12 protein-coding genes are annotated in these 15,336 nt (G+C 59.4%); 8 read left to right on the top strand and 4 right to left on the bottom strand.

Annotation, left to right across the window (positions count from 1 at the left end):
• Window positions 1-60: 60 nt before the first annotated feature.
• Window positions 61-738 carry a DUF502 domain-containing protein gene (locus tag J7416_RS03680; RefSeq protein WP_209223167.1) on the top strand — a complete coding sequence of 226 codons (678 nt, stop codon included), beginning with the start codon at window positions 61-63 and terminating at the stop codon, window positions 736-738.
• Here the strand turns inward: J7416_RS03680 and J7416_RS03675 are convergent, their stop codons facing one another.
• Window positions 739-1,764, bottom strand: coding sequence for a patatin-like phospholipase family protein (locus tag J7416_RS03675; protein WP_209223165.1), 1,026 nt, complete (start codon window positions 1,762-1,764; stop codon window positions 739-741). It abuts the gene before it with no gap.
• 64 nt (window positions 1,765-1,828) lie between these two features.
• Window positions 1,829-2,602, bottom strand: a complete 774-nt coding sequence (locus tag J7416_RS03670; protein WP_209223163.1) for a 3-hydroxybutyrate dehydrogenase — start codon at window positions 2,600-2,602, stop codon at window positions 1,829-1,831.
• A 292-nt stretch (window positions 2,603-2,894) separates the two neighbouring features.
• Between J7416_RS03670 and J7416_RS03665 the strand changes: the two genes are divergently transcribed.
• Window positions 2,895-4,709, top strand: a complete 1,815-nt coding sequence (locus J7416_RS03665) for an extracellular solute-binding protein (protein WP_209223161.1) — start codon at window positions 2,895-2,897, stop codon at window positions 4,707-4,709.
• Window positions 4,710-5,155: 446 nt separating this feature from the next.
• Window positions 5,156-5,392 carry a hypothetical protein gene (locus J7416_RS03660; protein ID WP_209223159.1) on the top strand — a complete coding sequence of 79 codons (237 nt, stop codon included), beginning with the start codon at window positions 5,156-5,158 and terminating at the stop codon, window positions 5,390-5,392.
• On the opposite strand, the gene J7416_RS03655 is transcribed toward J7416_RS03660, so the two are convergent.
• Window positions 5,381-6,004: an XRE family transcriptional regulator gene (locus tag J7416_RS03655; protein WP_209223157.1), complete on the bottom strand. Its 624-nt coding sequence runs from the start codon at window positions 6,002-6,004 to the stop codon at window positions 5,381-5,383. The two genes, J7416_RS03660 and J7416_RS03655, sit on opposite strands and share 12 nt — an antisense overlap.
• Before the next feature lie 65 nt (window positions 6,005-6,069).
• On the opposite strand from J7416_RS03655, the gene J7416_RS03650 reads away from it, so the two are divergent.
• From J7416_RS03650 to J7416_RS03630, 5 genes are all read left to right on the top strand, one after another.
• Window positions 6,070-7,587, top strand: coding sequence for a class I adenylate-forming enzyme family protein (locus J7416_RS03650; RefSeq protein ID WP_209223155.1), 1,518 nt, complete (start codon window positions 6,070-6,072; stop codon window positions 7,585-7,587).
• Entirely contained in the window at window positions 7,584-8,243 is a 660-nt protein-coding gene (locus J7416_RS03645) for a DsbA family oxidoreductase (RefSeq protein ID WP_209223153.1), read from the top strand. The genes J7416_RS03650 and J7416_RS03645 overlap by 4 nt, the downstream gene beginning before the upstream one ends.
• Before the next feature lie 75 nt (window positions 8,244-8,318).
• The gene (locus J7416_RS03640) at window positions 8,319-9,527 is read left to right on the top strand and encodes a multidrug effflux MFS transporter (protein ID WP_209223151.1); all 1,209 of its coding nucleotides are present in this window, start codon (window positions 8,319-8,321) and stop codon (window positions 9,525-9,527) included.
• A 57-nt stretch (window positions 9,528-9,584) separates the two neighbouring features.
• The gene (locus J7416_RS03635; RefSeq protein ID WP_209223149.1) at window positions 9,585-11,249 is read left to right on the top strand and encodes a tetratricopeptide repeat protein; all 1,665 of its coding nucleotides are present in this window, start codon (window positions 9,585-9,587) and stop codon (window positions 11,247-11,249) included.
• A complete protein-coding gene (locus J7416_RS03630; RefSeq protein ID WP_209223147.1) occupies window positions 11,246-11,872 on the top strand; it encodes an SH3 domain-containing protein in 627 nt (208 codons plus the stop codon). The genes J7416_RS03635 and J7416_RS03630 overlap by 4 nt, the downstream gene beginning before the upstream one ends.
• Here the strand turns inward: J7416_RS03630 and mfd are convergent.
• Window positions 11,869-15,327: a transcription-repair coupling factor gene (gene mfd / locus J7416_RS03625; protein ID WP_209223145.1), complete on the bottom strand. Its 3,459-nt coding sequence runs from the start codon at window positions 15,325-15,327 to the stop codon at window positions 11,869-11,871. The genes J7416_RS03630 and mfd overlap by 4 nt on opposite strands.
• Window positions 15,328-15,336 lie beyond the last annotated feature (9 nt).

Here is a 15,336-nt window from a genome sequence, read left to right as displayed (position 1 = left end):
CTATTGTACCAAGGCACCGGACTGCTTAACTAATTCGGCACAAAGCCGCTCAGGATCGCAATGAACACACCTTTTGACGAAGAACCGCATCGCCGACCGGGCCTGTTGTCCCGGCTGCGGGCGTCGTTCCTGACCGGTATCGTCGTCATTGCACCTGTGTGGTTGACGATCTGGCTGATCTGGTCGGTTGTCGGCTGGATCGACAGCGCGGTGCTGCCGTTGATTCCTCAGCGGTTTCAGCCGCAAGAATACGTGGGCATCAACCTGCGCGGTGTCGGGGTGGTCATTTTCCTGGCCTTTACCGTGGTTGTCGGCTGGATCGCCAAAGGTATCCTCGGGCGCTCACTGATCCATTTCGCCGAAAGCCTTGTGAACCGGATGCCGGTCGTCCGTTCGATCTATTCGGGTATCAAGCAGATTTCCGAGACGGTGTTCGCCCAGACCGAGCGGTCCTTTGAAAAGGCCTGCCTGATCCAGTATCCGCGCCGTGGAATCTGGGCGATTGGCTTTGTCTCGACCACCGCCAAGGGCGAAGTCGCCGAGCGTGCCGAAACCGGTGGGGATCTTCTCAGCGTTTTTGTCCCGACCACGCCCAACCCGACCTCAGGCTTTTTGCTGTTTTTCCCGGCCGAAGACGTAATTCTTCTGGATATGTCCATCGAGGACGCGGCAAAGCTGGTGATCTCGGCAGGCCTTGTCTATCCCAACGACAAAGACCCCACACAGCCGCCCGAGTGATCAGCTGAACATCTCGGGCAGGTTGACCGAGCTGCGCTCGCCCAGATCATCCTTGTGATCCGCCAGAAACCGATCCGCAGCAGCGCGGCCCGCGTCTTTCAGCTTGTGCAGGATCACAGGGTTCGGAACCGTCTTGGTCGCGACGGACAGATCGTTCATCAACGCGTCATCCGCGATCATATGGACCAGCACCCGGCTCATCTCGCCCGCCTTCAGCTTGCCTTCGGCCAACAGGCGCTGCACGAAATTGATCGCCCGCAGCTCACGCAGAAGCGACGAATTAAAGCTGATCTCATTGATCCGGTTCTGAATCTGCTGCGGTGTTTTTGGTACCTCATCCCGTTCCAGCGGATTGATATTCACAATCACCACGTCGTCGGGCAAACCGTCATTGAACAGCGGATAAAGCGCCGGGTTCCCTGTATATCCGCCATCCCAATACGCCTCGGTCCGGCCCGACTTGGGATCGAATATCTCAATCGCCTTGAACAGGTTTGGAAGACAGGCAGAGGCCAGGATCGCGTCCGTCGAAACCTCTTCGCCAGTAAACACCCGGATTTTGCCGCTGCGCACACAGGTCGCACAGACAAAAAGCTGTGGTCCCTGATCTGCACAAACTTCGTCAAAGTTGAACGTGTCGACCACCTGCTGCAACGGATTGCGATAGAACGGACCGTAAGCATAGGGCGACACCAGACGAGACACGGTATCGCCGACGGAGAACGGCAAGGAATACTCCATCGCCTGCGAGATCTGCGCCGGCTCGACCGCCTGCATCCAGTTGGCAAGACGCATGTCGCCGACGGCCCCCATCTGTGCCCAAAGACCGTCCAGACAGGCCCGCGCACCGTCGCGCCCATTGTGAACCATCCCGGATTTGAACGCGGCGCCGTTCAGCGCCCCGGCCGAAGTTCCAGTGATGGCCGCAACCTCGATATCGTCTTCGTCCAAAAGCCGGTCGAGAACACCCCAGGTGAACGCTCCATGCGCGCCCCCGCCCTGCAATGCCAGATTGATCCGTTTCACGACGTGACCCCTTCATCTTTTCCGAAATACTCCGGGGGTTTGGGGGCAGAGCCCCCATGGCGCCTCACAATGCTGTCCACCCACCGTCGACGGAAATCGTGGTTCCCGTGATTTGCGCCGCCGCGTCCGAGCACAGGAAGACCGTGGTTCCCCCCATCTGCTCAACTGTCGCGAACTCTTTCGAAGGTTGCCGTTCAAGCATGACGTTCTTGATCACGTCCTCGCGGCTCATGTTGTATTCCTTCATGGTATTCGGAATTTGCGCTTCGACCAGTGGGGTCAGCACATAACCCGGACAGATCGCATTACACGTGATCGGCTCTTGCGCGGTTTCCAGCGCGACCGATTTGGTCATCCCGACCACGCCATGCTTGGCGGCGATGTAGGCCGATTTGAACGGCGACGCCGTCAATCCGTGCGCCGAGGCAATATTCACGATCCGGCCCCAGCCCGCTTCGCGCATCATCGGCAAAGCCGCTGCCATCGTGTGAAAGGCCGAATTCATATTGATGGCGATAATCGCATCCCACTTTTCGACTGGGAACTGATCAACGGGTGCAACATGCTGAATACCCGCATTGTTCACCAGAATATCGCAAGCCCCCGCCTGTTCGATCAGGGCGCGGCATTCGTCCCCCTTTGACATATCCGCTTTGATGTAGCGCGCACTGGTGCCGGTCTCTTGCGAGATCTCGGCAGCCAAAGCATGATCCTCATCGCGATCCGTGAATGAATTCAGAACCACATTGGCTCCGGCCTTGGCCAGCTCGCGCGCGACGCCCAATCCGATCCCTGAATTCGATCCGGTGATGATGGCTGTTTTTCCCGAAAGGCTCATGGCCGAACTCCCTGAAGGTCCACTTTGGCGATACAGTGCCATGCTGCATCTGCAAAGAAAACGGGGAAACATTCCGCCCGCGCATCCGAGCCGGAAAAGCGCAAAAAAAACGCCCGCACGAAGCGGGCGTTAAGTTATTGAGGCAGGTTTCATACAGGCAAGAAACCTATCGAGCAGTGCATCCTTTATAAGCAATTCCGCGCCTTCGTCCAAGCTAAAAGTTTGATAATAAGAAAAATCATCGCTACGGTGAATCCCAACAAAATAAGGCCAGAGCAGGATTGTTTCCAAAATGAGCCCCAATTTTCTCCGCCCCGTTCGCCCCCTCGTCGCGGGAATCACCGTCCTTTTGGGGGCTGCAATTGCGCATGCAGATTCGGCTCATGGCATAGCTATGTACGGTGACCCCGCTCTACCACCGGATTTTGTGTCCCTGCCCTACGCGAATCCGGATGCGCCCAAAGGTGGCAAGGTCGTGTTTGGAAACACCGGCGGCTATAACAGTTTGAACCCCTTCGTGCAAAAAGGCAGCTCGCCCTGGCAGCTACGGTTTTGGACCCACGAGAGCCTGATGGGCCGCTCTTGGGACGAACCTTTCACACTTTACGGGTTGTTAGCCGAATCAGTTGAGACTGCGCCCGACCGCTCTTGGGTCGAATTTACCCTGCGCGAAAACGCTGAATTTTCCGATGGCACCCCGGTGACCGTGGATGATGTGATCTGGTCGTATGAGACGTTGGGCACCGAGGGGCATCTGCGGTACCGCGGTTTGTGGGGCAAGATCGACAGTATCGAACAAACCGGTCCGCGCTCGGTTCGGATCAGCTTTAACGAACCCGATCGCGAACTTGCCCTGATCGCCGGTCTGCGCCCGATCCTGCAAAAGGCGCAGTGGGAAGGCAAAGATTTTGCCGATGCCGGGCTGCATGACATTCCGGTCGGAACCGGCCCTTATGTCGTCGACAGCTATGAAGCCGGGCGCTTCGTGAACCTGAAACGCAACCCCGACTATTGGGGCGCCGATATTCCGTTCCGAAAAGGCACCATGAACCTGGATGAAATGCGGATCGAATTCTACGGCGACGGCACTGTTCTGTTCGAGGCGTTCAAAGCCGGAGAGCTGACCGCCGTGCGTGAGTTCAACGCCGACAAATGGGCCACGCAGTATAACTTTCCCGCCGTGCAACGTGGCGATGTGATCAAGACCGAGATCCCGCATGGAAAACCATCCGGGATGACGGGCTTTGTCATGAACACCCGCAAGGCTCCGTTCGACGACTGGCGCGTGCGCGAGGCGCTGACGCTGGCGTTCAACTTCGAATTCATCAACGACACGATCACCGGCGGTGCCCAACCGCGGATCACCTCGTATTTCTCGGGCTCGGACCTGGCCATGCAACCCGGCCCGGCCACCGGACGCGTCGAAGAACTGTTGTTGACCTTTCAGGACGACCTGCCACCGGGCACGCTGGAAGGCTACACCTTGCCCGAAAGTGATGGATCGGCGCGCAACCGCAAGAACATCCGCGCTGCAACCAACCTTCTGGCCGAGGCAGGCTGGACCATTCAGGACGGTGTGCTGCGTAACGCAAACGGTGACGCTTTTACCCTGACTGTCCTCCTGCAGCAGGGTGATACAGAAAGCGAAACGGCCATTGAGATTTATTCGCGCGCGCTGGAGCGTCTGGGCATTCAAGTGACCACCGAACAGGTCGACAGCGCCCAGTTCACGGCGCGCACGTCCGAACTGGACTTCGACATGACCTTTTTCCGCCGCGCGCTGTCACTCTCGCCGGGCAACGAACAACGTCTGTATTGGGGCAGCGAGACCGCGGACACGCCGGGAACCCGGAACCTGATGGGTGTCGCCTCATCCGCCGTGGACGGTTTGATTGACGCCATGCTGGCCTCGGAAAGCCACGAGGATTTCGTTTCAGCCACGCGTGCGCTTGATCGTGTTCTGACCGCTGGGCGCTATGTCATTCCGATCTGGAACTTCGATGTCGGCCGGATCGCCCATGCCAAAGAACTGAAACAGCCCGAGACTCTGCCGATCTACGGCGATGGTCCGGAATACATGCCGCAGGTCTGGTGGTACGAGGAATAAACTGCCCCACGAAGATCGGCGGAAATCAGCACAACACGCAGGCACGCCACATTTGGCATGCCGCACACCGCCCCTCGCAAGATGTTGTGATTTCCCCTAATGCGGGTATTCGACAAAAAAACTCATACAAAAGGCTTTACGGAACCGGTTCCGCCGGTATAGCCTTGCCCAATAGTTACGCGTTTGATGCGAATTGATTATATCTTTAGAATTCGAGACATAACTCTTCGCCCGATCCGTAGCACATTGAATTTACGGACCGGCCTCCACTCACTCAAAAATTAGGTCCGTCTGCCCGTTGCGGGTTGGCTGCAACGGGCATTTTCATCCCGACCATCAGCCCCCATAGGGTGCGACATTTTGTCATGCCCGACCATCCCCTTTGCATTCGTACCCTGAATCTCAGGCCGAGCAGTTGTGTAACCGATTAAACGGAAAGATCGCTGATGTTGAAATGGACCGATCTAACGCAAGACTGGGATGCAATGTATGCGCGCGCCAAGCGACGTTTTCCGAACCTGAAAGACCAGGACATGGTGCGGGTCAGCAAGGACCGTAAACGTTTCGAGGCATATCTGGCCGAATGCCACCAGCTGACCGTGAACGAAGCCCACGAAGAACTTGAGGACTTTCTGTTCACAGAAGGTTTGAATCGCGAATTCAGCCGCTCGTTAAGTAAGTGATGTCACCCACAGGATCATTGCGTCTTCGTCACTGACCGAGATGACGTTATGCCCCATGCTGCCGTCGTAATACGCGCTGTCACCACGGCGCATTTCGACGGGTTCGTAGAACTCGGTATAAAGACGCACCACACCCGTCAGCACATACAGGAATTCTTCCCCATCATGGCGAACCCAGCCATCGAACTCATCCATTGACCGCGCACGAACACGCGCACGATAGGGCAGCATCTGCTTTTTGGTCAGCGTATCGGCCAGCAGCTCATGTTCGTAGGTCGTGGTGGGATGCGCCGACCCCTCACCCATCCGTGTCACGGCCATCCGCCCAATCACCTGCTCGCGCTGCGGCGGCGTGAACAACTGCGGCACCGAGATCTCAAGACCGGTCGCGAGCTTTTTCAGCGCGTCATACGTGGGCGACATCTGCCCGTTCTCGATCTTGCTGAGCGTTGAACGTGCTAGACCGGCCTGGCTTGCCGCCTGTTCCAGCGTCCATTTCCGGGCTTTGCGCAGCTCGCGCACGCGCGCGCCGAGGTCCAGCGGTTCCACTTCCGTATGTTCGCCCGTGTCGCGCGCGATGCGGATCAACGATGTCTGGTCTTGGGTGCTCATGCGTCATTCTATAGGCGCAGCCCGTCCTGCTTGCAACGTACCAGTGGTCGCGCTAGCCAGTTGTCATGCTTTCGATATTCGATCAGGGGCCGCCTCCGCCCTGCCCGTCTCCGTTCAACCTGGCCGCCCATGTGCTGCGCAGTGCGGATAGGCTTTCCGACAAAACGGCTTTGTCCGTGCTGGGCTCTGACGGTGCACAGAATTGGACCTATGGAGACCTGAAACAGGCCATTCTTGGCACTGGAACGGGGTTATTGCAGGCCGGGTTGGCACCAGGTGACATCGCGTTGATGCGATTGGGGAACACGGTTGATTTCCCGATTGCGTATCTGGGCGCGATTTCTGTTGGTATTGTCCCCGTTCCGACCTCCTCGCAACTGACCGAACCTGAAACGGCGCGCATGATCGATGATCTGAAACCGGCCGCAGTTCTGCGCGACCCAGCGGTCGCCTGCGCTGCGCACCCTGTTCAGATCAAACTGAGCGATCTGACCGCGATGCGTGATCTGCCCCCGGCTGCGTTCCAGATGGGTGATCCGGACCGGATGGGTTACGTGGTCTACACCTCGGGCACGTCAGGCAAACCAAGGGCCGTGGCCCACGCGCACCGCGCCATCTGGGCGCGTCAGATGATGGTCGATGGCTGGTATGGCCTGCGCGAAACGGATCGGTTGTGCCACGCAGGCGCGTTCAACTGGACCTACACGCTGGGGACGGGCTTGATGGATCCCTGGACGATCGGGGCCACCGCCTTGATCCCGGAACCCGGGACCGACCTAAACGACCTGCCCGCCCTGTTGCACCAGCATCAGGCCACCATTTTCGCGGCCGCCCCGGGGGTCTTCCGAAAGGTTCTGAACGCGGGTGATACGGTCACCCTCCCAGATTTGCGCCATGGGCTGTGCGCAGGAGAAAAGCTGCCGCGCCACCTGCATGAACGATGGGTAGATACGACCGGAACAGAGCTTTATGAGGCCTATGGCATGTCCGAGTGTTCGACCTTCATTTCCTCCAGCCCGGCCCATCCGGCGCGGGGCGATGCGTTGGGGCAGCCGCAGCCCGGCCGTCGGGTGGCAATTCTGAGGCCGGACGGGCCAGTGCCGCAAGGTCAGGAAGGCACGATTGCGGTTCACCGGTCGGACCCCGGGCTAATGCTGACCTACCTTAACGCCCCAGACGAGGCCGACGCCCGCATGCAGGGCGACTGGTTCCTGACCGGCGATCAGGGCGCGATGGCTGTTGATGGGCAGATCACCTATCTGGGTCGAGACGACGACATGATGAATGCGGGCGGCTACCGCGTGTCGCCGGTCGAGGTCGAGGCCGCCCTGTCTCGCTATCCCGGCATAGCTCAGGTTGGGGCCGCAGCGGTCGAGGTCAAACCGGACACATTTGTGATAGCTGCCTTCTATACCGGGCCGGAAAAACTGGACGATGACGCTTTGCGCACTTATGTCGAAGCAAATCTGGCGCGTTATAAGCAACCGCGCGCCTTTATTCATCTGCCCGAACTGCCTGCTGGCGGGAACGGAAAACTTCTGCGCCGGGCGCTGCCGGCCTATTTCAAGGCGACCAACGAATGACCCAGACCGTCAAGCTTGATATCATGTCCGACCCGATCTGCCCGTGGTGCTATATCGGCAAAACCCATCTGGACAAGGCGCTGGCTGCGATCCCTGACCACCCGTTTGTCATCGAATGGCATCCCTTCCAGCTGAACCCCGACATGCCGGACGCTGGCATGGATCGGCGCGAGTACCTTGAGCGAAAGTTCGGCGGCAAGGAAGGCGCCGTCCGGGCCTATGCGCCGGTTGTCGAACATGCCAAGAACGCGGGCCTCAAGATTGACTTTGAAGGTATGAAACGCACGCCCAATACTCTGGACGCGCACCGCCTGATTCACTGGGCCGGGATCGAGGGCAAGCAGAACGCCATCGTGGACGCTCTGTTCGATGCCTATTTCGTGCAGGCCCGCGACATTGGCGATCACGAAGTTCTGGCCGATATCGCCGACAACGCCGGAATGGACGCGGCCGTTGTTCTGAAACTGCTAAAATCCGACGCCGACCGCGAGGATATCAGCAACCGCGACAGCCATTCCCGGCAAATGGGCGTCAATTCGGTCCCGACTTTCATCGTGGCCAATCAACACGCCGTTCCCGGCGCACAACCCCCTGAAATGTGGGAAAAAGTGATTGCCGAGATTATGTCTCAACTTGAGGCTTCTCCTGCAAATTAGCACAGACCCCTGTGCAATTTGACACCTAGCGCCACCTGATTTGCCGTGATAGCGCGATCAGGTCAGGAGGGCGTTATGGCCAATCGCATGTCTCGCGGCGAGTTCATCGCACTAATCGCAATGATGTTTGCAACGATCGCATTTTCGATCGATGCAATGCTGCCAGCCCTGCCGAACATTGGCGCGCAACTCAGCCCGGATGATGTGAACAAGGCGCAATTGATCCTGACTTCCTTTGTTCTGGGCATGGGAATTGGCACGTTTTTTACCGGGCCTTTGTCTGACGCGTTTGGGCGCAAACCGGTGATCTATGTTGGCTCGGTCCTGTATATCGTCTCAGCGGCTGCGGCCTGGGCCAGTTCCTCTCTCGAAGTGCTGCTGATCGCCCGTATCTTTCAGGGCATCGGCTGCGCAGCCCCTCGGGTGGTGGCCATGGCGATTATCCGTGACCTCTATTCGGGCCGTGAGATGGCGCGGATCGTGTCGATTGCGATGATGATCTTCACGCTCGTTCCCGCCATTGCGCCGATGATGGGCGCTGGCGTAATTGCCCTGACCGGCTGGCGGGGTATCTTTGCGTCGTTCATCCTGTTCTCGCTGATTACAGTCGTCTGGATGGGCCTGCGCCTGCCCGAGCCACTGGCTGTCGAAAACCGACGCCCGCTGCGCTTGCCCCTGATGATGGATGCCGCGCGCCAGATGTTTGCGCACCCGACCGTCCGTTTGTCGATAATGGTGCAAACCTTATGCCTGGGTATGCTGTTCACCATGCTGACGATGGTGCAGCCGGTCTATGACATCATTCACGGTAGCGCCGAGAGCTTTCCGTTCTGGTTCGGCTTTGTCGCACTGATGTCGGGCTCGGCCAGCCTGTTGAATGCGGCGTTGGTCATCAAGCTGGGCATGCGTCGGATCGTGACATGGGCCCTGGGGGCGCAGGTGATCTTTACAACCGGGGTCCTCCTGTTGAACGCAGCCGATCTTTCGACCACCTTGTCCTTTGCCGTATTCGTCAGCTGGCAGACCGCCGTTTTCTTCATGGCAGGCATGACCATGGGCAACCTGAACGCCATCGCGATGGAACCGATGGGCCATATCGCGGGAATGGCCGCATCGGTGATCGGGGCAATCTCGACCGTGTTCGCGGCAGCAATCGCCGCCCCCATTGGTCAGTTGTTCGACGGCTCGATCACCCCCCTGGCCATTGGCATCCTGACCATGAGCGCCCTGGGCTTTGGCCTGATGGTTCATATGGGCCGGATTGAAGACAGGCTGCTTGCCTGATCTGTGCAGAACCGGTGAATCGGGTTAACCTCCCCTCATAATGAGGGGGGATTTTCGATGAGCGATTATTACGATCTGGGAAACTATTCCTGTCCGGTTACCACATCCTCAGCCGAGGCACAGCTTTGGTTCGATCGGGGATTGAACTGGACTTACGGCTACAATCATGACGAGGCCGTGGTCTGTTTTCAGCGCGCATTAGAGTTCGACCCGGATTGCGCGATGGCGCATTGGGGCGTGGCCTATGCGGCGGGACCAAATTACAACCTGCCCTGGAATCTGTTGGACGACCGTGGGCAACGCAAGGCGCTGGCTTTGGCCTATGACGCCACGCAGAACGCTGTAGCATTGGCCGAAGGATGCACCCCGGTGGAACAGGCGCTGATCCGCGCCCTGCCGGCGCGATACCCTCAGCGCGATCCTGTTGATGACATGCACCAATGGGACCACGATTTTGCTGATGCGATGCGCGCCGCGTTTGCGGATCAGCCGAGGCACCTCGACCTGCGCACGATCTATGTCGAGGCGTTGCTCAACCTGACCCCATGGCAAATGTGGGACTTGAAGACGGGCCAGCCCGCCGAAGGGGCCGCCACGCTGGAGGCGCAAAAAGCGCTGGAAGACGCAATGGCCGACGATCCGGCCGCCATGTCCCACCCCGGTCTATTGCATCTGTATGTGCACCTGATGGAGATGTCACCGACCCCGGAAAAAGCGCTGAAGGCCGGGGATGTCCTGCGCACGCTGGTCCCTGATGCAGGGCATTTGGTCCACATGCCCACCCATATCGACGTGCTGTGCGGGCATTATCAAAACGTCGTTCACTGGAACGAAAAGGCGACCGAGGCCGACCTGAAATATTACAAACGTGAAGGTGCGTTCAACATCTATACCGGCTATCGCCAGCACAATTACCACTTCGCCATCTACGGCGCGCTGTTTCTGGGTCAAATGGAACCCGCGCTGCGCGCCAATCAGGGCATCTGGGATACCACCCCCGAAGAGATGCTGCGCACCGAGAGCCCGCCCATGGCGGATTTCTTTGAAAGCTACATGTCGATGGGGCCGCATATCCTGATCCGGTTTGGCCGGTGGGAAGAGGCAAAAGCCCTGCCCCTGCCCGAGGATCAGGATCTCTACCGCACCGTCACTGCGACGACCCATTATGCCCGTGCGATTGCATTCGCGGCGACCGGCGACGTGGCTGAGGCCGAGGCCGAAGAACAGCTTTTCCTGGCCGCAAAGGATCGGGTGCCGGAAACCCGGCTGTTGCACAACAACCGGGTGATCGACCTTTTGGAGATCGCCCGCGAAATGCTGCGCGGAGAGATCGAGTATCGCAAAGGTAACTATGACACCGCCTATGACCACCTGCGCCGTTCGGTCGAGTTGGACGACACGCTGCCCTACGACGAACCTTGGGGCTGGATGCAGCCCACCCGCCATGCGCTGGGGGCTTTGTTGTTCGAACAGGGACACGTGGCCGAGGCCGAAGAGGTGTATCGCGAGGATCTGGGGCTGGGCGGCACCCTCAGCCGCGCCTCAATCCATCCTGACAATGTCTGGAGTTTGAAGGGCCTGCATGATTGCCTGAAAGCGCGCGGGGAAACCGTTGAAATCCGCCAGATCAAACAGCGCCTGGATCTGGCGCTGGCGCGCGCTGACCGGGCCGTTGGGGCCTCATGCTTCTGTGCGCAAGCTGCGATGAAGGCGGCCGAATGACCCGCGTCTTTCTTCTATCTCTGATACTCTGCGGCCCTGCGCTGGCCGACCGGCAGACCTTTCCGCCGGTCGATGAGGCAGAGAGCGACCCGACACTTGTGGCCTTTCGCAATGATCTATTGGCGGACGTGACGGCCCGAAACACCGACGCCCTGATCGCGGCGGCCTGCCCCGACATCTACCTCAGCCACGGTGGCGAGGGCGGCCCGGAAGAGTTGCGCGAGCACCTCACCACAGGCGACGCCTACTGGCGCGATCTGGAAACCACCCTGTCCCAGCCGGGCTATTTCGATGATGAGGGCGAGTTCTGGATGCCGCATCAGTGGAAGATCACCCTGCCCGCCTCATTGGACCCGTTCGTGACCTACTATGTGACGGGTCAAAACGTGACCCTTCGGCAAGCCGCCGAGCCGGGCGCCCCCGTGTTGGATCAGATCAGCCACGAGATCGTCATCATCACGAATTATCGCGACGACGCCGAGTATCAGCCCGTTATGCTGACCGACGGCACCCGCGGATTCATGCACCGTGATTTCCTGTGGCCCATGACCGGCCACCGCGCCGCGTTCGTGAAATCGGACGCGGGCGACTGGCAGCTGTGCACCTTTGTCAGCGGAGACTAGGCCTTCGCCTTTTTCTTCTTCTCAGCCATGACTTTTTCGGCCAGATCCCGTGCGATGGCAAAGGCGCCTTTGATCTTGTCGGCGTCCTTTTTCCAGTCGCGCCGGACCACGATCCTGTTGTCCTTGACCTTGGCCAGACCGCTCTGGTTCTGGATGAATTCGACCAACCCCTGAGGCGACGCGAACTTGTCATTGTGGAATTGGATCGTCGCGCCCTTCGGTCCCCCGTCCAGCTTGGCAATGCCTGCGCGCTTGCACATCGCCTTGATCCGCACGACCAGCATCAGGGTGTTGACCTCTTTCGGCAATGTACCAAACCGGTCAATCAGTTCCGCAGCAAATCCCTCCAGCTCGACCTTGGTCGACAGCGATGAAAGGCGGCGATAGAGGCCCAGACGAACGTCCAGATCGGGCACGTAGTCCTCCGGGATCAGGACCGGCACACCCAGATTTATCTGCGGGGCCCATTGGTCGTCGGCATCCGAAAGCCCCTCCATCTCACCGGCTTTGATCTTTGCAATCGCCTCTTCCAGCATCGACTGGTAGAGTTCATAGCCCACGTCGCGCATTTGGCCCGACTGCTCTTCGCCCAACAGGTTGCCCGCGCCGCGGATATCCAGATCCTGCGAAGCCAGAGTGAAACCAGCGCCCAGGGTATCCAGCGAGCCCAGAACGCGCAGACGTTTCTCGGCCGTGGCGGTCAGTTTCTGGCGTGGTTTGGTTGTCAGGTACGCATAGGCACGGGTTTTGGACCGCCCCACCCGACCCCGAATTTGATAGAGCTGCGCAAGGCCGAACATATCCGCCCGGTGCACAACCATCGTGTTTGCGGTCGGAATATCCAGCCCGCTTTCGACAATCGTGGTCGCCAACAGAACATCGTATTTGCCGTCATAGAAGGCATTCATCCGATCGTCGAGCTCGCCCGCCGCCATCTGCCCGTGAGCAACCACATAGGTCAGCTCGGGCAGCTGTTCTTTGAGGAATTCTTCGATCTCGGGCAGGTCCGAGATGCGTGGAACCACGTAGAAACTCTGCCCGCCGCGGTAATGTTCGCGCAGCAGCGCCTCGCGGATCGTGACCGCATCGAACTCGCTGACATAGGTTCGGATCGCCAAACGGTCGATAGGCGGAGTGCCGATGATCGACAGATCGCGCACACCGGTCAGGGACAATTGCAGGGTCCGTGGGATTGGCGTCGCGGTCAGCGTCAGCACGTGCACATCCGAGCGCAGCTGTTTAAGACGCTCTTTGTGGCCGACGCCGAAATGCTGTTCCTCATCGATGATCAACAGGCCAAGGTTGTTGAACCGTATGCCCTTGGCCAGCAGCGCATGGGTGCCGATCACGATATCTACTGTTCCGCGCGCCAGCCCGTCGCGGGTCTGTTGCGCCTCCTTCGCGGATACAAAACGCGACAATTGCCGCACCTCCAGCGGGAAGCCCCGGAATCGCTCTTTGAACGAGGCCGCGTGCTGGCGGGCCAACAACGTGGTTGGCGCAATCACAGCGACCTGCACGCCCGACATGGCGGCGACAAAGGCTGCGCGCATGGCGACCTCGGTTTTACCGAAACCAACATCGCCGCAGATCAGACGGTCCATCGGCGCGCCGGAGTGCATGTCCTCCATCACCTCGGAAATTGCCCGCAACTGATCGTCGGTTTCCTGATATGGGAAACGTGCGCTGAACTCTTCCCAAGCATGGGGCGGCGGATCCATGACCGGAGCTTTGCGCAAGGCGCGCTCGGCGGCGATGCGGATCAGCTTGTCCGCCATCTCGCGGATGCGCTCTTTCAGCTTGGCCTTCTTGGCCTGCCATGCGCCACCGCCCAAACGGTCCAGCAAACCTTCGTCATGGCCGTATTTCGACAGCAGTTCGATGTTTTCGACCGGCAAATACAGCTTGGACTGCTCCGCGTATTCCAGCAGCAGGCATTCGTGCGCAGCACCGGCGGCGGTCACGACCTCCATCCCCATATAGCGCCCGATCCCGTGGTCGACATGAACCACCAGATCACCGGGCGAGAGCGATTGGGTCTCGGTCAGGAAGTTCTCGGCCTTGCGGTGTTTCTTGGGCTGGCGGATCAGGCGGTCGCCCAGAACGTCCTGCTCGGCGATCACGGTCAAACCGGGCGTTTCGAACCCGTGCTCCAGCGCCCAGACTGCCAGATGCAGACCGCGTTTGCCGATGCGCGTGCCGTCAGTGACGGGGATCGCTTCGGCCAGGCCTTCATCCTCGATCAACCCGGTCAGGCGCTCCCGGGCACCCTCGGAGTAAGATGCGATCAGGACTGGCCCCTTGGCCATCTTGTCGGTGATATGGCTTGCCAGCGCACCAAACAGACTGATGCTTTCCTGTTGCCGCTCGGGTGCAAAGTTGCGTCCGATACGCCCACCCGCGTCAATCACGCCGGGGCCACTGGCCTGTGGCAGAGGGCTGAACTGCATCACACGCCGGTCGCCGACCGCCTGTTCCCAGGCGGCATCATCCAGATACAGCAATCCGGGTGGTGTTGGCTTATACACCGTGTCCATGCGAGAGCGGTTTTCCAATGCCAGCCGACGCGTTTCATACTGATCCGCGATCGTGTCCCAGCGAGCCAGTCGCGCGGGCGTGACCTGATCATCCACGGTGATCGATGCCTCAGGCAGATAATCGAACAGGGTTTCCAGCTTTTCGTGGAAAAACGGCAGCCAATGTTCGATGCCCTGATGCTTGCGGCCTGCACTGACCGCTTCGTAGAGCGGATCGTCGGTGCCAGCTGCACCAAACTCGATACGATAGTTCTGGCGGAACCGGGTGATGGCGGCATCATCCAGAATGACCTCGGACACCGGGGCCAATTCGACCACATCCAGCTTCTCGGTGGTCCGCTGCGAGACCGGATCAAACCGGCGGGCACCATCCAGCACGTCACCGAACAGGTCCAGTCGTACTGGGCCGGATTCACCCGGCGGGAAGATGTCGATGATACCGCCGCGAATGGCATAGTCGCCGGGTTCCATCACCGTAGGGCTTTGGGTAAAGCCCATGCGCACCAGAAAGTTTCGCAGCGCCGTTTCGTCAACGCGCTGGTTCACACGGGCGGTGAAAGCAGACTCGCGCAGCACATCGCGCGCAGGCACACGCTGGGTCGCGGCATTTAGCGTCGTCAACAGGACAAACCGGTCGGGCATCTGGTGCACCAGTGCCGCCAGAGTCGCAACACGCGCGGCTGCGATGTCGGCATTGGGCGAGACCCTGTCATAAGGCAAACAATCCCACCCGGGAAAGACGAAGACTGGTATGTCCGGCGCAAAAAAGGCCAAAGCCGCCCGCATCGCCTCCATCCGCTTGTCATCGCGCGCGACGTGACAGACCGGACCGCCGGAACGGGCGATCTCGTTCAGCACAAGTTGCGCATCAAATCCTTCAGGAGCGCCGCCAACCGTCACATGGTTCGGAGCCGTCATCGCCTTGCC

The organism is Ruegeria sp. R14_0, from assembly GCF_017743975.1.
Taxonomy (GTDB): Bacteria; Pseudomonadota; Alphaproteobacteria; order Rhodobacterales; family Rhodobacteraceae; genus Ruegeria.
Note: the sequence above shows the minus strand (reverse complement) of the source record. Positions and strands in the feature narration are given on the sequence as shown.

Coding starts and splice junctions, on each gene's coding strand:
- J7416_RS03645 (WP_209223153.1), top strand. CDS start 7,584: ATGACCCAGACCGTCAAGCTTGATATCATGTCCGACCCGATCTGCCCG.
- J7416_RS03670 (WP_209223163.1), bottom strand. CDS start 2,602: ATGAGCCTTTCGGGAAAAACAGCCATCATCACCGGATCGAATTCAGGG.
- J7416_RS03655 (WP_209223157.1), bottom strand. CDS start 6,004: ATGAGCACCCAAGACCAGACATCGTTGATCCGCATCGCGCGCGACACG.
- J7416_RS03650 (WP_209223155.1), top strand. CDS start 6,070: ATGCTTTCGATATTCGATCAGGGGCCGCCTCCGCCCTGCCCGTCTCCG.
- mfd (WP_209223145.1), bottom strand. CDS start 15,327: ATGACGGCTCCGAACCATGTGACGGTTGGCGGCGCTCCTGAAGGATTT.
- J7416_RS03635 (WP_209223149.1), top strand. CDS start 9,585: ATGAGCGATTATTACGATCTGGGAAACTATTCCTGTCCGGTTACCACA.
- J7416_RS03680 (WP_209223167.1), top strand. CDS start 61: ATGAACACACCTTTTGACGAAGAACCGCATCGCCGACCGGGCCTGTTG.
- J7416_RS03630 (WP_209223147.1), top strand. CDS start 11,246: ATGACCCGCGTCTTTCTTCTATCTCTGATACTCTGCGGCCCTGCGCTG.
- J7416_RS03665 (WP_209223161.1), top strand. CDS start 2,895: ATGAGCCCCAATTTTCTCCGCCCCGTTCGCCCCCTCGTCGCGGGAATC.
- J7416_RS03640 (WP_209223151.1), top strand. CDS start 8,319: ATGGCCAATCGCATGTCTCGCGGCGAGTTCATCGCACTAATCGCAATG.
- J7416_RS03660 (WP_209223159.1), top strand. CDS start 5,156: ATGTTGAAATGGACCGATCTAACGCAAGACTGGGATGCAATGTATGCG.